Annotated in this window: 14 protein-coding genes and 2 tRNA genes; 10 read left to right on the top strand and 6 right to left on the bottom strand. The window is 73.0% G+C overall.

What is annotated here, in order from left to right:
- Positions 1–158: 158 nt before the first annotated feature.
- Positions 159–974 carry a TrmH family RNA methyltransferase gene (locus tag CHF16_RS26225; protein ID WP_089328806.1) on the bottom strand — a complete coding sequence of 272 codons (816 nt, stop codon included), beginning with the start codon at positions 972–974 and terminating at the stop codon, positions 159–161.
- 231 nt (positions 975–1205) lie between these two features.
- On the opposite strand from CHF16_RS26225, the gene CHF16_RS26220 reads away from it, so the two are divergent.
- From CHF16_RS26220 to CHF16_RS26210, 3 genes are all read left to right on the top strand, one after another.
- The gene (locus tag CHF16_RS26220) at positions 1206–3572 is read left to right on the top strand and encodes a substrate-binding and VWA domain-containing protein (protein ID WP_089328805.1); all 2367 of its coding nucleotides are present in this window, start codon (positions 1206–1208) and stop codon (positions 3570–3572) included.
- Positions 3573–3850: 278 nt separating this feature from the next.
- Entirely contained in the window at positions 3851–5380 is a 1530-nt protein-coding gene (locus tag CHF16_RS26215) for an RNA polymerase sigma factor (RefSeq protein WP_089328804.1), read from the top strand.
- 229 nt (positions 5381–5609) lie between these two features.
- Positions 5610–7085 (top strand): RNA polymerase sigma factor, encoded by a 1476-nt coding sequence (locus CHF16_RS26210; RefSeq protein WP_089328803.1) that lies wholly within the window; start codon positions 5610–5612, stop codon positions 7083–7085.
- A 70-nt stretch (positions 7086–7155) separates the two neighbouring features.
- On the opposite strand, the gene CHF16_RS26205 is transcribed toward CHF16_RS26210, so the two are convergent.
- Positions 7156–8277 (bottom strand): phosphotransferase family protein, encoded by a 1122-nt coding sequence (locus tag CHF16_RS26205; RefSeq protein ID WP_089328802.1) that lies wholly within the window; start codon positions 8275–8277, stop codon positions 7156–7158.
- A 545-nt stretch (positions 8278–8822) separates the two neighbouring features.
- Between CHF16_RS26205 and CHF16_RS26200 the strand changes: the two genes are divergently transcribed.
- On the top strand, positions 8823–9419 hold the full coding sequence (locus CHF16_RS26200; RefSeq protein WP_179271702.1) for a hypothetical protein: 597 nt from the start codon (positions 8823–8825) through the stop codon (positions 9417–9419).
- 21 nt (positions 9420–9440) lie between these two features.
- Here the strand turns inward: CHF16_RS26200 and pdxR are convergent, their stop codons facing one another.
- Positions 9441–10847: a MocR-like pyridoxine biosynthesis transcription factor PdxR gene (gene pdxR, locus CHF16_RS26195; protein WP_342750127.1), complete on the bottom strand. Its 1407-nt coding sequence runs from the start codon at positions 10845–10847 to the stop codon at positions 9441–9443.
- A 69-nt stretch (positions 10848–10916) separates the two neighbouring features.
- On the opposite strand from pdxR, the gene CHF16_RS26190 reads away from it, so the two are divergent.
- From CHF16_RS26190 to CHF16_RS26170, 5 genes are all read left to right on the top strand, one after another.
- A complete protein-coding gene (locus CHF16_RS26190; RefSeq protein ID WP_089328800.1) occupies positions 10917–11567 on the top strand; it encodes a pyridoxamine 5'-phosphate oxidase family protein in 651 nt (216 codons plus the stop codon).
- 52 nt (positions 11568–11619) lie between these two features.
- On the top strand, positions 11620–12216 hold the full coding sequence (gene orn / locus CHF16_RS26185; protein WP_089328799.1) for an oligoribonuclease: 597 nt from the start codon (positions 11620–11622) through the stop codon (positions 12214–12216).
- Positions 12217–12270: 54 nt separating this feature from the next.
- Positions 12271–12346: transfer RNA gene (locus CHF16_RS26180), tRNA-His, on the top strand.
- 166 nt (positions 12347–12512) lie between these two features.
- The gene (locus tag CHF16_RS26175; protein ID WP_089328798.1) at positions 12513–13079 is read left to right on the top strand and encodes a response regulator transcription factor; all 567 of its coding nucleotides are present in this window, start codon (positions 12513–12515) and stop codon (positions 13077–13079) included.
- An 83-nt stretch (positions 13080–13162) separates the two neighbouring features.
- A tRNA-Lys gene (locus CHF16_RS26170) sits at positions 13163–13235 on the top strand.
- Positions 13236–13370: 135 nt separating this feature from the next.
- Here CHF16_RS26170 and CHF16_RS26165 read toward each other — a convergent pair.
- Complete coding sequence (locus CHF16_RS26165) at positions 13371–14366, bottom strand: aldo/keto reductase (RefSeq protein WP_089328797.1); 996 nt, start codon at positions 14364–14366, stop codon at positions 13371–13373.
- A 136-nt stretch (positions 14367–14502) separates the two neighbouring features.
- On the opposite strand from CHF16_RS26165, the gene CHF16_RS26160 reads away from it, so the two are divergent.
- A complete protein-coding gene (locus CHF16_RS26160; RefSeq protein WP_089328796.1) occupies positions 14503–15363 on the top strand; it encodes a helix-turn-helix transcriptional regulator in 861 nt (286 codons plus the stop codon).
- Positions 15364–15403: 40 nt separating this feature from the next.
- Here the strand turns inward: CHF16_RS26160 and CHF16_RS26155 are convergent, their stop codons facing one another.
- Together CHF16_RS26155 and CHF16_RS26150 are read right to left on the bottom strand one after the other, a co-directional pair.
- Positions 15404–16120, bottom strand: a complete 717-nt coding sequence (locus CHF16_RS26155) for a sigma-70 family RNA polymerase sigma factor (RefSeq protein WP_089328795.1) — start codon at positions 16118–16120, stop codon at positions 15404–15406.
- Positions 16121–16268: 148 nt separating this feature from the next.
- Entirely contained in the window at positions 16269–19070 is a 2802-nt protein-coding gene (locus CHF16_RS26150; RefSeq protein ID WP_089328794.1) for a helix-turn-helix transcriptional regulator, read from the bottom strand.
- Between the last annotated feature and the right edge of the window lie 599 nt (positions 19071–19669).

Genomic DNA, 19669 nt, shown 5'->3' with positions numbered 1-19669 from the left:
AATTCCCGTCAGGGCCATCCGGTCACAAGTCGGGTGCGGTAGCGCGAACTATGCCGCGCTAAAGGGGCTGTGCGGCCGCCGCGGCGCCGCGGTGACGCCCTTCCCGCCGTTGTCCGGAAATGAATTCCGGCCCATCCGGCCGTCAATTAGCGCACTTGTCAGGATCTGGTCAGGGCGTAGCAGGCTATTGCGGCGGCGGCCACCACGTTGAGCGAGTCGACGCCGCGTTCCCGGGCCGTTTCGTCCATCGGGATGCGGACGCGGTGGTCGGCCTGGTCGAGCCAGCGGGACGACAGGCCGTCCCCTTCGGAGCCGAGGAGGAGCGCCCGGCGGTCGGCCGGCTTCACGTCGTCGATCGGTTCCGCGTCGGATGCCGGGGTCAGCGCCAGGAGCTGGAAGCCCGCGTCGCGGATCATCGGCAGGTCGTTGTGCCAGTCGGTCATGCGGGCGTACGGCAGCGCGAACACGGCGCCCATGGAGACCTTCACCGAGCGCCGGTACAGGGGGTCGGCGCAGCGCGGGGCGAGGACGGCGGCGTCCACGCCGAGGGCCGCCGCGCACCGGAAGATCGCCCCGATGTTGGTGTGGTCGACGATGTCCTCGCAGATGATCACGCGGCGGGCGGTGGCGAGAACGTCCGCGACCGGGGGCAGCGGGAGGCGTTCGAGGGAGGCGAGGGCGCCGCGGTGCACCGGGAAGCCGGTCACCGACTCCATGGCCGCGTCGTCCACCACGTAGACGGGGGCGTCCAGGCCGGACAGGACGTCGGCGAGCGGGCCGGCCCAGCGGCGCGCCATCAGCAGGGACCGGACGGGGTGGCCGGCGGCGATCGCGCGGCGGATCACCTTCTCGCCCTCGGCGATGAACAGGCCGTGCGCGGCCTCCAGGCTCCTGCGCAGGTTCACGTCGCGGAGCCGGACGTAGTCGGCGAGGCGCGGATCGGCGGGATCCGGGACGGGGATGAGGTCGGCCATGGCCCCAGTCTGCCGTCCCCGGCGGCCGGATCCGGTCGCCGCGGCCCGCCGTTCGCACCTGTTCGTACCGCCGCCGTCGCGGTCCGTGACGGTCGGGGGCGATGCCAGGCTCGTCGGGACATACGGTGATGACCTGCGTCATTATCAGTTTTGAGTTCTTTGTAACCTCTCGTTCGTACTACTACAGTGCCGGGGAACATCGGCGGGTTTCTGGTGAATCGAGGGCAGGCCATGAGCGGACGTCATCGCAATGACTTCCCTGAGGGGACGGACGGCGGATACGACCCGTCCAGGCCAGTCTTCGGCCCTGCGAACGACGGGTCGTCCGATTGGTTCGGCGCGCGGGACGGGCAGGGCGCCCCGCTCTCCCAGCCTCCTGCCGGGCCGCAGGGCGCGCCGCCCGGCGCGTCCGGCGAGACGCCCGAGTGGTTCACGCCCCGGCAGTCGTCCGAGCAGCCGGTCTACGGGTCCGGAGGGTCGGGCGCGTTCGGCACGGCGTCCGACACGGGCGGCTACCGGCTCGGACGGTCCGGCGGCTACCCGCAGGGCGAGGCGTCCGGCGGATACCCGCGCCGGGAACCGTCCGGCGGCTACCCGCAGGGTGAGCCGCGGTCGTCGTCCCCGCAGGGGCCGCCGCGCGAGTCCTCCCCGCTGGCGGGTACCGGGTACAGCGAGTACGACTCGATCCGCAGTTCGGACGGCGGCTCGTCCGGGTACTTCGGCGGCTCCGGTTCGTCGGGCGGGTCCGGCGGCTACGGCGGCGGGTCGGGTGGATCCGGTGGATCGGGCGGCTCCGGCGGTTACGGCGGCGGGTCGGGCGGCTATGACAGCGGGTCCGGCGGCTACGAGTACGGGCGCCGCAAGCGCAAGCGCAGTGCGACCGCGCTCATCGGCCCGATGGCCGGGGCCGTGGGCCTCGCACTGCTGCTCGGCGTCGGCGTCTACGCGTTCGCCGAGAGCGGCGGCGGCTGCTCCGGCGACGACGCGATGAACCTGTCGGTCGCGGCGGCGCCGGACATCGCGCCCGTCGTGGAGAAGGCGGCCGGACGCTTCAACGACGGCAAGCACAAGGTCGACGGCACCTGCGTCAAGGCGACGGTGAAGAAGGTCGATCCGTCCACGGTGACGCCGCTGCTGTCCGGGCAGGCCGTGACGAGCGGGTCCAACGAGCGGCCGGACGTGTGGATCCCCGACTCGTCCCTGTGGGTCTCGCTGGCCCAGGCGAACGCCGAAGGGGACGACAAGGGCAGCGTGGTCTCCACCAAGACGTCGCTGGCGAAGAGCCCGATCGTCATCGGGCTGCCGCAGTCGCTCGCCCTCCAGCTGAAGAAGGAGGGCATCACCGCCAGCCCGTCCTGGGACAACCTGCTGAAGGCCGCGGGCGGCGTCGCCGGCGGCGCGGTGACCAAGAACCAGATGATCCCGGCGGGCACGGTCCGGCTGGTCGTGCCGGACCCGATGAAGAACTCGGCGGGCATGGGCTCGCTCATGGTCACCAGCATGCTGCTGGCCAACGACCCGAACCGCGACTCGATCTTCACCGGCATCGTCCGGACCGTCCGGGAGAGCACCGTCCCCTCGGTGGAGGCGGAGTTCGCCGCGTTCCGCAAGGACAAGGGCGGCAAGAAGCCGATCTCGCTGTCGTCCGAGCAGGCCCTGTACCAGTACAACCGGACGAAGCCCGGGGAGCCGGCGGTGGCGCTGTACCCGATCGAGGGCACGCTGTCGAACGACTACCCGTTCACCGTCACCAGCAAGGACGCCGCCAAGCAGAAGGGCGCCCGGCTGCTGGAGCAGGCGATGAGCACCGAGGCGACCCGCAAGGACGTCCACGACCTCGGCTTCCGCACCACCGACGCCAAGGCGCCGGCGGGCTTCACCGAGTCGGCCGGGGTGAGCCCGGCCAAGCCGCGGCAGCTGCCCACGCCGAAGAGCGCGGACGTCGCGAAGGTCATGCAGGCGTGGTCGAAGCTGTCGCTCGGGCTGCGGATGCTGACGCTGATCGACGTGTCCGGCTCGATGGCGGAGAAGGTCGGCCCCGGCACCAACCGGCTCCAGGCCATCGCGCAGGTGTCGCAGGGCGGCCTCGCGATGATGTCGAACGACACCGAGCTCGGCCAGTGGCTGTTCTCCACCAACATGGGCAGCGGCGGCGTCCCGTACCGGGTCACGGTGCCGATCGGCCCGCTCGGCGAGCGGATCGGGTCCAGCACCCGGCGCGGGCGCGTCCTCGCCGTGCTGAACCAGATGAAGCCGAAGCCGAACGGCGACACCGGCCTGTACCGGACGATGCTGGCCGCCTACAAGCAGATGAACGACACCTACAAGCCGGAGTTCGGCAACTCGATCCTGCTGCTGACGGACGGCAAGAACGACGACGACGGCGGCCCCACGCTGGCGGACACGCTCAAGCAGCTGAAGGCCATGCAGGACCCGAACAAGCCGATCCAGGTCAACATGATCGGGTTCGGCAAGGGCGTGGACCGCAACGAGCTGGAGCAGATCGCCGCGGTCACGCACGGCAACGTCCAGGTGGCGCAGACCCCGCAGGAGATCCAGAAGATCTTCCTGAAGATGCTGTCCCGCCGGATCCAGTGATCACGCTCCGGTGATCTTACCGACGCGTCAGGTAGTTCCCGATTTTTTCCGGTCCCCGGTGTCAACCGGGGGCCGGAGCCGATCGTCAAACAGTCGGAGGCCCGACGGGGAGCGGGGCCGTCGGGCCTCCAACTCGCCTTCCCCCGACCCGGTGTCCGGGAGGCGCCCGCCGGACCGTACCGGCGGCGGGAGAGCCCACCGCTCCCTCTTGGATCTTCTTCCAGCCCGTCCCCCACGATGCGGACGAGGAATCCGAAAGCAGCCCGCAGGAGGACCTTGTGTCCGGTTGGCCCAGTTTCGAACGCGCGGACGACGAACGTCTGGCGCAGGCGCTGGCCGCGGGAGATCCCAGCGCGCTCATCCAGGTCATGGACCGCTACGCGGCCCGCCTGTACGACTACTGCCACGCGCTGCTGCGCGACCAGGAGCAGGCGGCCGGGGCGCTGCACGACGCGCTCATCGCCGCCTACGCCCACGTTTCGGTCCTGCGGGAACCCGACCGCTTCCGCGCCTGGCTGTACGCCCTCGTCCGCAACGAGTGCATGCGGCGCCTGCGCGACCCGAACCGGCCCGCCGAGCGGCACGGCGCTCCCGAGGTCGAGGAGGGCTTCCTGGACGAGGCAGAGCTCGCCCGGCGCCAGGAGGCGCGGCGGCTCGTCCACAGCGCCCTGGGGACTCTGCGCGGCCGCGAGCGCGAGTCGATCGACCTCATGCTGCGGCACGGCCTGGACACCTTCGAGGTCGGCTGCGTGCTCGGCCTGGACGGGCAGGAGTCCGCGGACCTGACCGGCGTGGCGCAGGCCCGCCTGGACGAGGCCCTCGCCGCCGTCCACCTCGCCCGCACCGGCCGCAGCGGCTGCCCCGAGCTCGCCGGGATCGCCCAGGAGGGCGGCGTCGGCGGCACCCGCCCGCTGCAGCCTCCGGCGGTCCGCGCGCTGGTCCAGCACGTCGCGTCGTGCCCGGTGTGCGGGTCCCGGAACGAGCGGACCGCCCCGGCGGCGCGGCTCCTCCAGGTGCTGCCGGTCGCGATGATGCCGACCGACCTGCGCGGGCACGTCATGGCCACGGCCACCGACGCCGCGCTGGCCGGCGACCTCAGCTACATCGCGCACCGCGCCGAGCCGCTCGACGAGTGGGGTTGGCCCCTCGTCGTCGACCGCGCGCCCAAGCCGGACGGCGGTGGTGAGCGGCGCGGCCCGCGCGCGCTCTGGCCGGCGCTGGCGGCCGCCGCGGCGGTCATCGTGATCGTGGCCGGCGCGTTCTTCGTCATGTCCGGCCGCGGGGGGACGAGCGCGCAGGGGCCCGCGGGAGGGGCGACGGAGTCGGTGCTCGACCCGTCCACGCCGCCCGACTCCGAGGAGCCGTCCGACTCGCCGACGCCCACTCAGAGCGAGACGCCGACGCCTACTCCCACCACGACGACGCCCACCCCGACTCCCACCAGGACCCGCAAGCCGTCCAGCGAGGCCACCACACCACGCCCCACCTTCACGACGCCCAGGACGGGCCGTCTCAGCGTGGGTTCCTGCACGATCCAGGGCCCGGGCCCGGGCTCCTGCACGATCGGGGTCCGCGCGGTCGGCGGAACGGTGACCTGGGGTGTCGCGGGCGCGACGGGCGGGATCAGCGCCAGCGGCGGCGGCACGCTCCGCGCCGGGCAGTCGGGCTCGATCCGCGTCACCGGGAACTGCACCCCGCCGGGCGGCCGGGGCACCGTGATCCTGACCACGGGCAACACCGGCGGGGTGACGCTGGTCTGCCCGGTCGACGACGACCCTCCGGGGGACGGCGACCCGCAGGGCGGCTGACGAGCGGCGACCACCGGGTCATGTGACTCAGATCACCTTATGCGGCGCGTGTGCCGTCCGACTAGGACAGATGGCCACGGCGCGTACCGGTTTCGTCACTTAAATCCACCCATACGGGAGAAATCTCAGCTACTTGGTGGCAAGATCAGGCAACCAGAGTCGGCCGACACACGTCGGGGCTCGCCGGGGGCAAGATCCACAACACCATCGAATTCGCTGGGAGGGTTCCGTGGCCGGTGAGCCAGGGCCCGGGCGAAGCGACGAATCCAGGCTGGCGGACTCGCTGCGAGCCGGGGACGTCATCGCCCTGACCGAGGTCTACGACACCTACGCGCCGTTCCTCTTCGACTACTGCCACGGTCTGCTGCGCGACCGGGTCGAGGCGGCGGGCGCGCTCCGCAACGTCATCATCGCGGCCCGCGAGCACGTCGGCCGGCTCACCGAGCCGGAGCGGCTGCGCGGCTGGCTGTACGCGATCGCCCGCAAGGAGTGCATGCGGCGCCGCGACAGCCCGAACCGCCACATCGGGCAGGAGGCGCCCGAGGCCGAGGACGACCTGACGCCCGAGCAGCTCGCCCGCCGCGAGGAGCGGCGGCTGCTCGCGCACAGCGCGCTCGCCGCGCTGAACGGCCGGCAGCGCGAGGCGATCGACCTGTCGGTCCGGCACGAGCTGGACGAGGTCGACCTGTGCGGCGTCTTCGGCATCCCGCTGGAGGAGACGCTCGCGCTCGTCGAGAAGGCCCGCGAGGACCTCGGCACGGCGCTGCACGCGGCCCTCGTCGCGCAGAACCACTGGAAGAGCTGCCCCAGCCTCGCGGCGCTGACCGAGTCGTGGCCGCTCACCCCGCAGTCGGCCGGGTCGCTCGTCCGGCATGTGGGGAGCTGCCCGGTGTGCGGGGAGCAGGAGACGCCGCCGCTGCCGCCGGACCGGCTGCTGTCGGTGCTGCCGATCGCGGCGATCCCCGCCGACCTGCGGCTGGACGTGCTGACCGCCGCGACCGCCGCGGACCGCGCCGACAACCGCCGCGCCATCGCCGCGTGGACCGAGCCGTTCGACGAGTACGGCTGGCCGCTCCCCTACCAGCCGGCCGCGCCGCGCGCCCGCGACCGGTCGCCCCGGCGGCGCGGCCCGGCGCTCGCCGCCGTCGCCGTCGCCGTGGGGCTGGTGGTGATGTGCGTCGGCGCCTGGTCGTGGCTGCACGACGGGGAGGGCTCGACGAACGCGTCCGCGAACGGCCCGTCCGTGCCCGGCGACAGCTCCTCGCCGAGCGACTCCCAGGTGCCGGAGCCGACGCCGACCGACCCGTCCCCGACCTCCGCCTCGCCGTCCCCGAGCAAGTCCAAGACGCCGTCGAAGTCGCCGTCGCCGTCCGAGACGCCGTCCAGGACGCCGACGACGATGGCTCCCGCGCCGCCGACGAGCCGCGCGCCGGAGCCGCCCAAGCCGGGCCGCCTGTCGGTGGCCGGATGCAGCATGCAGGGCGGCGGCGACACCTGCACGGTGCGGGTCACCGCGGTCGGCGGCGCCGTCGACTGGAGCGTGACAGGGACGTCCGGCGACATCAGCGCCGGCGGCGGCGGGCACCTGTCGGCGGGCGAGTCCGCGAACGTCACCGTGAAGCGGACGGCCGTCATCTGCTGGGGCCGCAAGACCGGGTCGGTGTCGTTCTCGGGCGGCGCCTCGGCGTCCGTCCGGTACTGCTGAGCCCTTCGGTCACCCCCTGCACGGTCTCCCCCTGCGCGATGCGCGCGGGGGGAGACCGCGGCTAGGGGCGCTAGGAGGAGATGGAGCGGGTGTCCAGGGTGCGATGGGCGCGCTCCAGCAGGATCGGGACGCCCCCGCCGATCTCGTCGAAGCCCTCGCCGACCGTCGCCTTCTGCAAGAACCTGGCGTGGATCCCCTCCAGGATCACCGCGAGCTTGAAGCAGGCGAACGCGACGTAGAAGTCGAGGTCGCCCAGGTCGAAACCGGTCAGCGCGGCGTACCGGTCGGTGAACTCGCGGCGGGTGTGGAAGCCCGGCGCCGAGGTGATCGTCGCGCCGACGGGCAGCTCCTCGGCGTCGGCCGCCTCGGCCCAGTAGACGAGCGTCAGCCCGAGGTCGGACAGCGGGTCGCCGAGCGTCGACATCTCCCAGTCGACGACGGCCGCGATCTCGGGGCGCGGCTCCAGCCGGGCGAGCGCGTTGTCGAGCCGGAAGTCGCCGTGCACGAGCCGGGCCCATCCGCCGCCGGACGACCCCCCGGAACCGGCCGGGCCGTCCGCCGGGAGCCGCTCGGCGAGCCGCGCGACGAGCCGGTCGTATTCGGGCAGGTCGCGGACGGTCCCGGTGGCCCGGATCGCCTCCTGCGAGCTGTCCCACTGCTTGCCCCAGCGCCTGAGCTGGCGCTCCATGTAGCCGTTCGGGCGCCCGAAGTCGCCGAGCCCGACGGCCTCGACGTCGACGGTGTGGATCGCCGCGAGGGCCTCCACGAGCGCGTCGGACAGGCCGCGCGCCTGCTCGGGGGTGATCTGCTCGGCGTCCTCGCGGGTGCGCAGGACGCGGCCCTCGACGAAGTCCATCAGGTAGAAGCGCGCGCCGATGACGTCCTCGTCGTCGCAGAACGCCAGGGCATTCGGCACCGGCACGTCCGTCCCGGTGCCGAGCGCGGACAGCACCCGGTACTCGCGCCCCATGTCGTGGGCCGTGGGGAGGACGTGGCCGAGCGGCGGCCGGCGCAGCACGACGCGGCGGCCGCCGTCCAGGGTGATCCCGTAGGTGAGGTTCGAACGCCCGCCCGCGATCAGGTCGATCGCGGTGATCCGCCCGGACCCGGGCAGCTCGCGCGCCAGCCAGGCCGCGAGGCGGGGGACGTCGATGCCGGGGACCCCGGCCGGCAGTTCTGCGTCAACGGTCATGCTGCCCTATTAGAACGCGGCTCGGTCCGGTCTGGGAACCCCACCCCCGTACCCCGGACCAGGGACGCTTATACGCCGCGTAAGTTGTCGGCCACATCCGGCCGCTTTGCAGGAAGGCTTCAGAATGCCTTCAGCATCCATGCTGACCTGCGCAAACGGCGATCCGGGAAAGCGGGGGCGTGTGTATCCCCGAAACTCCCAGGAGAAAAACCAGCCTCAAGGTGGAATCTTTGGACACCTGGGGTACTCCTCAGCGACGACACCCGAACACGCTGGGTCGCCACCCGGCACGGAGGTCGACAGCCGTCACACCGGCCCATGAGACGGCAGGCTGGACTACAGGTCCCGCTTGGGCTAAAGAGAAGAGGACTAGACCATTCGGGACTAGACCGCCCGATTGGGGGGGACGCACCGTGGCAGACGCATGGCTGCCAGGAGCCGGCCGCGTGCCGGCACGACACGATGGCGGAGCGTTGCGAGGGGGTGCTCCACGGGTCGTATGGTGCGTCGGCGAGCACGATCCGCGCAGCGTCTCCGCGCGCTCGGTGGCCGCCGACCTCGCCAAGGAGGACCGGCCCGCGCACCTGGTGTGGCATCCCGGCACCGGCGAGATCGTCCAGCTCCTCCCGATCACCCGCGCGGCCCGGCTGCTCGGCGGCGTCGGCCGGGAGGGCCGCGTCTGCGCGCAGATCATGGTCGTCGGCCAGGCCCGGACGCCGTTCACCGGCTCGCCGCTGAGCGGGCTCGACGCGATCGTCCAGTGGCTGGACGCGTGGGGCGTCGCGCGCCGCTGGCCCGCCGGGCCGCCGCTGCCGTCCCCGCAGTCCTACCACTCGCTGCGCGCCCGCAAGGACTGGTCGCGCGGCGGGCACTACGGGGCGTCCCAGGTGCCGACGCTCGACCGGCCCGACCCCGGCGGCATCGACATCCGGCGCATCACCGGGCCGGACACCCCCGTGGCGCCGATCCCCAAGCCCCGCGCTCCGAGCGCGCCCGGCGGCGCCCGGCTGCTGCCGCGCCCGCGCACCCCGGACCCGGTCCGCACGCCCGAGCCCGTCCGTGCGGCCGCCCCGGCGACCGACTCGCCCCTGCGTCCCCCCTCCGAACCGGTCCCGGTCGGGCAGTCCGCCATGTCCAACTGACGTCACCCGCGGTGGGCCCGCCTATCCCGTGAGGGCCCGGCCTATCCCGTGAGGGCCCCGGCCTATCGCGAGAGTCCGGACGATCTCGCAGCCCCTGCGCAGTTCCGTCGTTGTCGCCGCCGAGCCGTACCCGATCACCAGGCCGGACGCGCGGCTCGGGCCCATGTGGTGGCGCTCCAGGGTGTCCACCAGCACGCCCCGCTCGGCGGCCGCCGCCGCGACGCGCCGCGCCTCGGGCTCCGGAGCCTCCACGACCAGGTGGAGGCCGGCGGTGTCGCCGCGCAGCGGGAGGCCGTCCAGCGCCCGCACCACCACCTCCCGGCGCCGCGCGTACTCGGCGCGCATCCGCCGGACGTACCTGTCCAGATCGCCTCGTTCGAGGAGGAGGCGCAGCGCGTCCTGCGGGACGACGGCCGTGCGGTCGTTCAGCAGCTCCCGGCGCAGCGCGATCTCCGCCACCAGGTCCGGGCGCCCCGCCAGCCAGCCGACGCCCATGTCCGTCGTGAGGATCTTCGCCGTGGTGCCGAGGTAGACGACCACGTCCGGGTCGAGACCGTACAGGGCGGGCAGCGGCGCGACATCGAACCGGAACTCGCCGTCGTAGTCGTCCTCGGCGATGAGGGCCCCGTTGCGCCGCGCCCACGCCAGCAGGCCCTGCCTGCGCGGGATCGGCAGGACGCCGCCCATCGGGTACTGGTGGGACGGGGTCGTGTAGACGATGCGCAGATCGTCCGGCAGGCCGTCGACGATGAGGCCGTGCTCGTCGACAGGGCACGGCACCAGTTGCGCCCCACGTCCCTCTAGGACCACGCGGGCCCGCCCATAGCCGGGCTCCTCCACCCCTACGCGGTCGCCAGGGCGAAGCACGGTCGCGGCAAGCAGATCGAGCCCGTTCGTCGCTCCTCGCGTCACCAGGAGCCCGTCCAGGGGGCACGCTACGCCTCGGCTGCGCCTGATGTAGTCGATGAGCGCCGCACGCAGGCCCGGCAGGCCGTAGGAGTGCTGCCGCTGCTGCGGGGGCATTCCAGCAGCCAGCCGCCACGCACGCCGCCACTCCGGTGTGTCGAGGGCCCCGATCCAGGCGACGCCCGGCCGCAGATCGATCTCATCTGGGGCCGCCACCTTCCGCACCCGGCTCGGCGCAGGCTTCTCCTGCCTCGGCACGGGCTCGGCGGCGACGCCCTCGGTCACATACGTCCCGGACCCGTGCCGCCCTTCGAGCCACCCCTCCGCGTAGAGCTGCTCGTACGCCTCGGTGACGACCGTCCGGCTGACGCCCAGCAGCTTCCCCAGCGCCCTGCTGGACGGAAGCCGCTCCCCCGCCGCGAGCCGTCCCTCCGTCATCGCCTCCCGCAACTGGACGACGAGCTGGGCGCTCATCGGCTCCCGGGCGTCCCGGTCGACGACGAGGGGCAGATCGATCGACAAAGTGGTCTCCGGCTGTACGCGCCAAGTGGCCATACCGACCAGGCCACTTTCCTCCTAGCGTAAACGGCCATGACTCCACTCTCCTCGACCGCCCGCACACGCGTGAGAAGGGTCCCCGAGCGCGGCCAGACCGACCGCTCCGCCCTCTACGACGTCCTTGACGCCGGCCTGGTCTGCCACCTCGGCATCGTCGTGGACGGCACCCCGCGCGTCCTGCCCACCGGATACGGCCGCATCGACGACACCCTTTACATCCACGGCTCCACGGGTGCGAGCAGCCTCATGGCGGGCCCGTCCCAAGAGGTGTGCATCACCGTGACCCACGTGGACGGCATCGTCCTGGCCCGGTCGGCTTTCCACCACTCGATCAACTACCGGAGCGCGGTCATCTACGGCACCCCGCGACCGGTGACCGACACGGACGCCAAGCTCGCCGCACTCGGCGCCATCACCGAACAACTCGCCCCCGGCCAGTGGGACAGGGTCCGCCGGCCCACCAAGAAGGAACTCGCGGCCACCTCCGTCCTGGCGGTTCCCCTGACCGAGGCTTCGGTCAAGGTCCGGCAGGGCCCGCCCGGCGACGACGAGCCCGACTACGCGCTCGACCTGTGGGCCGGTGTGCTGCCCGTCCAGCAGGTCTTCGGTACGCCGGCCCCCGACCCGCTGCTGCGCCCCGGTATCCCCATTCCTGGACATATCGCCCAACGTGCGGCGCGCTAAATCGACCGGACTCGGTGCCCCGCGCAGTCGTCCATGGCCGTAGGGTGAACCCATGAACGAGCGGCTGGTCTGGATCGACTGCGAGATGACAGGACTCGACCTGCGCAACGACGCGCTCATCGAGATAGCCGCACTGGTCACCGACAGCGAGCTCAACATCCTCGACGAGGGCGTCGACGTCGTCATCAAGCCTCCCCCCGAGACGGTGACCAGGATGACCAAGGTCGTCCGGGACATGCACACCACGTCCGGGCTGCTGGAGGCCCTGCCCACCGGCGTCACCCTCGCCGAGGCCGAGGACACCGTCCTCACCTACGTCCGCGGCCACGTGAAGGACGCCAACAAGGCGCCCCTGTGCGGCAACTCCATCGCCACCGACCGGTCCTTCCTGGCCCGCGACATGCCCGCCCTCGACGCCCACCTCCACTACCGCATGGTGGACGTCTCGTCCATCAAGGAGCTGGCGCGCCGCTGGTACCCGCGCGTGTACTTCGCCAGCCCGGAGAAGAAGGGCGGCCACCGAGCGCTGGCCGACATCACCGAGAGCATCCAGGAGCTGCGCTACTACCGCGCCGCCGTCTTCGTCGCGCAGCCCGGCCCCGACTCCGACACCGCCCGCCGCATCGCGGGCATGGTGTCCTCCGGCTGACCCACCCCCCGGGAGCCGCTACACTACTTGGAGCCGGGCACGTTCCCGGCCACGGTGGGTGTAGCTCAGCTGGCAGAGCACTTGGTTGTGGTCCAAGATGTCGGGGGTTCAAGTCCCCTCACTCACCCCAGGTGAAGAGCCTGGCCACCGCGAGTGGCCGGGCTCTTTTCTCGTCCGCGGGCGGCCCCGGCCCCGCCGGAGGCATGCCTGGTCAATGCGTCGCGGTCATCGACTCCCGCAGATCGTCCCGTTATGCTCCGTCCCTATAAATGTCAACGACACGCCAAAGGCAACGGATGAGTGTCGATGAGACGGCCCCCCTGCGCGTCCTCGTGGTGGACGCCGACCCCCGGGCCCGCACGGACGTGATCTCCCTCCTGGACGCCAGCGACGAACTCCTGGTCGTGGCCGACGCCCCCGATCCCCAGACCGCCCTCGCCCTCGCCCGGCGCCTGCGCCCGGACATCGTCCTCCTGGACGCGGCCTCCGCCGCCCACGCCCACCCCCTCAGCGGCGCGTCCCGCGTGTTCCTGCTCTCCGACGACCCGGCCGCCATCGAGGCCGCCCTGCGCGCCGGCGCCTGCGGCCACCTCACCCCCGGCTCCTTCACCGTCCGCGACCTCATCCGCGGCGTCCGCGACGCCTCCCGCACCACCCTCGGCCTGTCCGCCCGCGAGTCCGAGGTCATGGACCTCATCGCCACCGGCCGCTCCAACGGCGAGATCGCGCGCCAGCTCTTCCTCAGCGAGAAGACGGTGAAGAACCACGTCAACCGCATCTACGCCAAGCTCGGCGTGAGCTCCCGCGCCACCGCCATCGCCCTCTGGCGCGGCATGGTCAGCGTCCTGCCCGCCCGGGACTAAACCGATTCGCACTGCTCCGCAGCCCCTGGTACTGTTCTTCCTGTCGCAAGGGCCCCGGCCACGGCCAAGGCCCCACACGACGGGCGCCGTTAGCTCAATTGGCAGAGCAGCGGACTCTTAATCCGCGGGTTCGGGGTTCAAGTCCCTGACGGCGCACCCGCTATGACCAGGGCAAACGCTATCGCGTTTGCCCTCAGTGGTTTTCGGGGTAATTGCATTCCCCGTTGCTTCTCTTGGCCGCTTGCCGGCACCGGTCCCGGTGCCGGCAAGGCGATTAGTGAAGGGCCGGGCTCAGTTGCCCACGCCGAGGCCGGACATGAACGCGGACGGGTAGCGGTCACCGCGGGCGGCGCCGCGCGGTACCGCCTTCTCGATCTCGGCCAGGTCTTCGGCGGTGAGGTCCAGCTCCGCCGCGGGCAGGGCCTCGGCCAGCCGCTCGCGGGTGCGGGCACCGACCAGCGGCACGATGTCGGCGTCCTGTGCGGCCACCCAGGCGATCGCCAGCTGGGCGACCGTGCATCCCTTGGCCTCGGCCACCCGGCGCAGCGCGTCCACCAGGGCGAGGTTGTGCTCCACGTTCTCGCCGGCGAACCGCGGGCTGAAGCCGCGGCTGTCGCCGGGGCCGGCGGAGTGGCCGGCCTTCCAGTGCCCGGAGATGAGACCGCGGCCGAGGACGCCGTACGCGGTCAGGCCGATGCCGAGTTCCCGCAGCGCCGGCAGGACGTCCTCCTCCACCGCGCGGGAGATCAGCGAGTACTCGATCTGCAGGTCGGCGACCGGGTGGACGGCGTGCGCCCGGCGGATCACGGCCGCGTCGACCTCCGACAGGCCGAGGTGCCGGACGTATCCGGCGTCGATCATCTCCTTGATCGCTCCGACGGTGTCCTCGATCGGCACGGCCGGGTCCAGCCGCGCGGGGCGGTAGATGTCGATGTGGTCGAGGCCCAGCCGGGTCAGGGTGTGGCCGAGGAAGTTCTTCACCGCCTCGGGACGGCCGTCCACCCCGCCGAACTCCGAGCTCGGTCCGCGCAGCATCCCGAACTTGACGCTCAGCACGTAGTCGTCGCGGTTCCGGCCGCGCAGCGCCTCGGCCAGCAGGAGCTCGTTGTGGCCCATGCCGTAGAAGTCGCCGGTGTCGATCAGCGTGACGCCGCCTTCGAGTGCCGCGTGGACGGTGGCGATGCTCTCCGCGCGGTCGGCCGCTCCGTAGGCGCCCGACATGCCCATCGCGCCCAGCCCCAGTGCGGAGACGACCGGTCCGGTACGGCCCAGGGTCCGTGTGTGCATCGTGTTCTCCCGTTCTCGATGTCTCGTCAATGCCGTCTCCGAGACTGCTCCCCCGCAGAGGCGGGTGAAAGCGGAGCGCTCATCGTGGGATGGGCGCTCCCTGGCAAGGCTCGCGGCGGCGAGGAAACATGGGGGCATGGAACGTGAGCAGCTCGCCGACTTCCTGCGCCGCCGCCGCGAGGCGATCCGCCCGGCGGAGGTGGGCCTCGCCGACGGTCCGCGCCGCCGCACCGCGGGCCTGCGCCGGGAAGAGGTCGCGATGCTCGCGGGCATGTCGGTGGACTATGTCGTCCGGCTGGAGCAGGGCCGCAGCAGCCAGCCCTCGGTTCAGTTGCTCGGTGCGCTGGCCAGGGCCCTGCGCCTGTCCGACGACGAGCGCGATCACCTGTTCCATCTGGCCGGCCACCGTCCGCCGCCCGCGGAGGGGGTGGCCCGCCTCGCCCGCGCGGGCCTGATCCGCATGCTCGACCTGCTCGGTCCCACACCGGCGCTGGTGCTGTCGGACCTCGGTGAGGTCCTGGCGCAGAACCGGGCGGCCGTCCTGCTGATGGGCGACTTCACCGGTTTCTCCGGCGACCGGCGCTACGTCGTGTACCGGTGGTTCACCGATCCGGCCGCCCGGGCGGGCAGCCCGCCCGAGGAGCGGGAGCACCAGGCCCGGCAGCTCGTGGCCGACCTGCGCGCGACCGCCGGCCGCCGGTCCGACGACCCCGTGGTCACCGGGCTCATCGAGCGGTTGCGGTCGTCCAGCGCCGACTTCCGCCGCCTCTGGGCCGAGCACGAGGTCGCGGTACGGCGCGCGGACCGCAAGACGTTCCTCCACCCGCGGGTGGGACGGATGCTGATGGACTGCGAGACCCTGGTCACCCCTGACCAGCGGCAGCAACTGCTGGTGCTCACCCCGGCCGACGCCGAGACCCGTGAACGGCTGGAGCTGCTGCGGGTCCTCGGCACCGAGGAGTTTCCCAAGGGGACGGCGGGCACGTCCGCGCAGTGACGTGCGTCGATGGCGGCGGTGACCGGGCCTTGCCTCTCGGTCAGGCGGCGGCCTGGGCCGGGCGGGGCGAGCGGGGCGTCGCCGACAGCAGGCGGTGGACGTGGCCCTCGGGGGCGAGCAGCCGGGCGAGTCCGTCGAGGTCGCCGGTGCCCACCGCGGCCTGGAAGGCGGCGACGAGGCGGCGGTGCGACTCCGCCGGGACCGTCCGCTCCCGGTCGCCTTCGAGGCGCGCCTGCCCGCGGCGGACGAGCTGCCGCGCGTTGGAGACGCTCGTCCCCAGCAGCTCGGCCAGGTCGGCGTAGGCGTAGTCGAAGCCCTTCCGCAGGACGTAGGCGGCCAGCTCGTCCGGGGTGAGCCTCGCCATGAGCAGGGCCAGGGCCTCCCCGACGGCCATGGTCTGCTCGACGCGCTGGACGGGGTCCTGGGCCCGGTCGGCGAGGTTCACCAGCCGGGACTCGGTCGGCGTCTCGTGGCGGTGGCGCGCGGACTGGACGACGTTGATCGCCAGCCGGTTCACCGCCGTGGTCAGGAACGCGGCCGGGTTCTCGATCCGGGTGCGGGGGGTGCACTGCCAGCGCAGCCACAGCTCCTGGAGCACGTCCTCCGCGCCGAGGACGTCGCCGAGGACGCGGTAGGCGATGCGGAACAGGCGGGTCCGGTGGGCCAGGAAGACGTCGAGGGCGGCGTCCAGGTCGTCTCCGGCCGGGCGGGCGGCCGGGGATCCGGCCGGCGTCGTCTCCAGGCTGAGCACTGACATCGAGGACTCCTCTGCGTGGGCATCTGAACGATGGCTCCACTCTCGGTCCGCGGTGGCCTCCACCGCGCCCTCGAAGTCCGTGGTCGAGTCCGTGGGGCACCCCGGGGGCACCCCCGGGGCCGCCGCCTGGGGGCCCACGCACCGTGCATCAGGCGGGTGCGGCCGAGCCCCCAGTGTCCGTGGCCGGGGTGGTCCCGAGGACGTTCGGCAGCTCCCGCCGCGAGCTGATGCCGAGCTTGGCGAACACCTTCCGCAGGTGCCACTCCACGGTGTGCGGGCTGATGAACAGCTCCGCGCCGATCTTCGGGTTCGTCATGCCGCCGGCGGCGAGGGTCGCGATCTGCGACTCCTGCGGGGTCAGGGTGCTCACCGGCTCGGCCTCCCGGACCCGGACGTGCTCGCCGCTGACCAGCAGCTCGCGGCGGGCCCGCTCGGCGAACGCGTGCGCCCGCATCCCGTCGAACATGTCGTAGGCCGTGCGGAGGTGCTCGCGGGCCTGCGAGCGGCGGCGGCTCCGGCGCAGCCACTCGCCGTAGAGGAGGTGGCTGCGCGCCACCTCCACCGCCACGCGGTCGCGGGCGAGCTCCTCGATCGCCGTCCGGTACAGGCCGTCGGCCTCGTCGCCGTCGGTGAGCAGGGCGCGGCTGCGGGCGCTGACGCCGCGGGCCCAGCCGGAGTCGGCGGCGCCGGTGAGCTCGACCAGCCGGGCGAGGGAGGCGCGGGCCAGGTCGAGCTCGCCGCAGCGGGTCGCGGCCTCGACGTGCTCGACCAGGGAGAGGCCGGTGAAGTTGAACCCGTCGTGGTCGATGCCCGAGCGGGCGGCGGCGAGGGCCTCGTCGTAGCGGGCCAGGCCGTTGAACAGGACGCCTTGAACGTAGCCGCTGACGCCGAGGAGGGACACCTCGCCGCGCGCGGCGCTCGCCCTGGCGTCCTCGATGTAGCCGATCGCGCTGTCCTCGTCGCCGCGCCACGCGGACAGGACGAGCGCCGCGTACTGGTGCGGGGCGTGCCCGGTCGCGGCGGCGATCGCGTCGGCCTCGTCGATCATCCGGGCGGCCTCGGCGAAGTCGCCGTAGTGGATGTGCACGCCGCCGGCGTAGATCAGCGCGGGCGGCAGCACGCCGAGCGCGCCGATGTCGCGGGCCAGGCGCACCGCGCGGGTCGCGATCAGGTCCCAGGCGGGCAGGTCCCAGGCGTAGTGGATGAACGACTCCAGCGCGACCGGGGCCAGCAGGAGCCAGCGCATCGTCGCCTCGCGGGTGGGGAGTTCCTCGTGGACGAGGGGCTCCAGCGCGCGGCGCAGCGCCGGGCCGCTGGTCTCGGGGCCGTCGGCGAGGAGCGCGGCCACGCCGTCCAGGAGGAGGTCGGCGGCCTTGGAGCCGGACGGGGGCGCGCCGGACTCGCGGGCCGCGATCGCCGCGGCGCGGGCGCCCGTCGGCCCGTGCACCCGGCCCGCGAAGATGGTCGCGCTGATCGCCTCCAGGTAGGTCTCGCGCGCGAGCGGCGAGTCGGCGGCCGCGAACCGACCGGCGGCGTCGAGGAGCAGCGGCGCGGCCTCGTCGCTGCGGTTGCGGGCGAACAGGATCGTGGCGCGCAGGCGGGCCAGGCGGGCGCGGTCCAGGGGGCTGAGGGGGCACAGCTCGGCCAGTGTCGCCAGCTCCGTGGCGCGGTCGGGCGAGGCGGCCGAGAAGTGCGCCTCGGCGGCGGCGAGGGCGCGGCGGCCCCGCGCCCAGCGGTCCGGCGTCACCTCCGCGGCGCGCTCCAGCAGCACCGCCTCGGCGGCCATGCCGCCGCGCTGCCGCGCCCGGCCGGCGGCCCGCTCCAGCTCGGCGGCGACCTCCTCGTCCGGCCCCTCGGCGGCCTGCGCGGCGTGCCAGGCGCGGCGGTCGGGGTCCAGGACGGGGTCGGTGGCCGCGGCCAGCGCCCGGTGCACCGCCCGGCGCTCGGCGGGGTCGGCCTGGTCGTAGACCGCCGAGCGGACCAGCGGGTGCCGGAACCGGACGGACTCCCCGAACTCGATCAGCCCGGCCGCCTTGGCCGGCGCGGCGTCCGGCGTGATCTCCAGGGCGGCGGCCGCGCGGGCCAGCACGCGGGCGTCGCCGACCGGTTCGGCGGCGGCGATCAGCAGCAGCGTCCGGGTGGGCGCCGGCAGCGCGCCGAGCCGCCGCGCGAAGTCGCGCTCGACGCGGCCGGCCACCGTCCCCTGGGCGCGCGGGTGGCCCGCGTCCAGGCCGTAGGCCAGCTCGGCGGCGCTGCGGCCGCGGGAGAACTCCAGGAGGGCGAGCGGGTTGCCGTGCGTCTCGGCCACGAACCGCTCCCGGACGCGCTTCTCCAGCCGCCCGCCGACGGCGGTCTCCAGCAGCTCGCCGGCCGCGGCGGCGTCGAGGCCGGAGATCGCCATCGCGGGCAGCCCGGCGAGCGCGGCCTCCCCCTCGGGGTCGCGCACGGCGAACACCATCGCGACCGCCTCGGCGAGCAGCCGCCGGGCGACGAACTCCAGCGTCTGCAGGGACACCCGGTCCAGCCACTGGGCGTCGTCGACCACGACCAGCACCGGCCGGGTCTCGGACGCGCGGGTGAGCAGCGACAGGACGGCGAGGCCGACCAGGAAGCGGTCGGGCGGGTCGCCTGCGGCCATCCCGAACGCGACGTGCAGGGCGTCGCGCTGCGGGTCCGGCAGTTCCGCGATCTCCGCCAGGAACGGCGCGCACAGCTGGTGGAGGCTCGCGTAGGGCAGTTCCATGTCGGCCTCGATGCCCCGCGAGCGGGTGACCGTGACCCCGGACGCCCGCGCGTCCGCGTACTCCAGCAGGACCGACTTGCCGATGCCCGCCTCGCCGCGGATCACCCAGACCCGGGCCCCGCCGCCGCGCAGCCCGGAGAGCAGGTCGTCGAGCGCCGCGCATTCGCGTTCCCGGCCGACCAGGGCAGGAGGCGGGCTCGCGGTCATGGAAGCGGCTCCCTGAAGGACTCCCGGGGACGACCCAGGACACTTGTCGGCAAGAACATTGAAACGATACATGAATCCACCGCATTTTCACCCCTCTCCTTCGGAAATAGGGAAATTCATTCATCTAATGCAAGAGTGCGGCGGACACGGCGGCGGCACCGTGCGCCCGGCGCGATCGGGCCGCCTCGGCGACGCGACGTGACGGCCGAGTGACGGACGAGTAGATCGCCCGCAGCGCCCAGACCTGCGGACGGAGCGCCGCACCCCGGTTCACGGCAGGCCGCACAGGGGATTTCCACCCACTCCGACGACCGGCGAACCGGATGCCGAACATGCAATTGGGAGGCGTTTCGCACGGCCGAGGCGGCGCACTCCGAACAGCACCGCCGAATACCCTTTTTGAAGCCCGGCACCATTCAACGAATCACGCCATTCCGAGCCCTCGGCGACGCAAAAGGCGACCAGTACCGAATCCGGGCCTCCTAGCCGATTCCAGGTGACTCCCGCGATGGCCCCACGAGGCGCGTGTGATGCACGTCACACTAGGCTCCGGTTCAGGGTTGTCACAAACGACGGGGCCGTCCGGTCGAGCACTGTCT

The organism is Actinomadura meyerae, from assembly GCF_900188445.1.
GTDB lineage: Bacteria > Actinomycetota > Actinomycetes > Streptosporangiales > Streptosporangiaceae > Spirillospora > Spirillospora meyerae.
The sequence above is the reverse complement of the archived record's forward strand: the minus strand, read 5'-3'. Positions and strand labels throughout refer to the sequence as shown.

Excerpts from the sequence above, each read along its gene's own strand:
- CHF16_RS26220 (WP_089328805.1), top strand. The coding sequence starts at position 1,206 with ATGAGCGGACGTCATCGCAATGACTTCCCTGAGGGGACGGACGGCGGA.
- CHF16_RS26160 (WP_089328796.1), top strand. The coding sequence starts at position 14,503 with ATGGAACGTGAGCAGCTCGCCGACTTCCTGCGCCGCCGCCGCGAGGCG.
- CHF16_RS26205 (WP_089328802.1), bottom strand. The coding sequence starts at position 8,277 with ATGACCGTTGACGCAGAACTGCCGGCCGGGGTCCCCGGCATCGACGTC.
- orn (WP_089328799.1), top strand. The coding sequence starts at position 11,620 with ATGAACGAGCGGCTGGTCTGGATCGACTGCGAGATGACAGGACTCGAC.
- CHF16_RS26225 (WP_089328806.1), bottom strand. The coding sequence starts at position 974 with ATGGCCGACCTCATCCCCGTCCCGGATCCCGCCGATCCGCGCCTCGCC.
- CHF16_RS26150 (WP_089328794.1), bottom strand. The coding sequence starts at position 19,070 with ATGACCGCGAGCCCGCCTCCTGCCCTGGTCGGCCGGGAACGCGAATGC.
- CHF16_RS26175 (WP_089328798.1), top strand. The coding sequence starts at position 12,513 with ATGAGTGTCGATGAGACGGCCCCCCTGCGCGTCCTCGTGGTGGACGCC.
- CHF16_RS26165 (WP_089328797.1), bottom strand. The coding sequence starts at position 14,366 with ATGCACACACGGACCCTGGGCCGTACCGGACCGGTCGTCTCCGCACTG.
- CHF16_RS26155 (WP_089328795.1), bottom strand. The coding sequence starts at position 16,120 with ATGTCAGTGCTCAGCCTGGAGACGACGCCGGCCGGATCCCCGGCCGCC.
- CHF16_RS26190 (WP_089328800.1), top strand. The coding sequence starts at position 10,917 with ATGACTCCACTCTCCTCGACCGCCCGCACACGCGTGAGAAGGGTCCCC.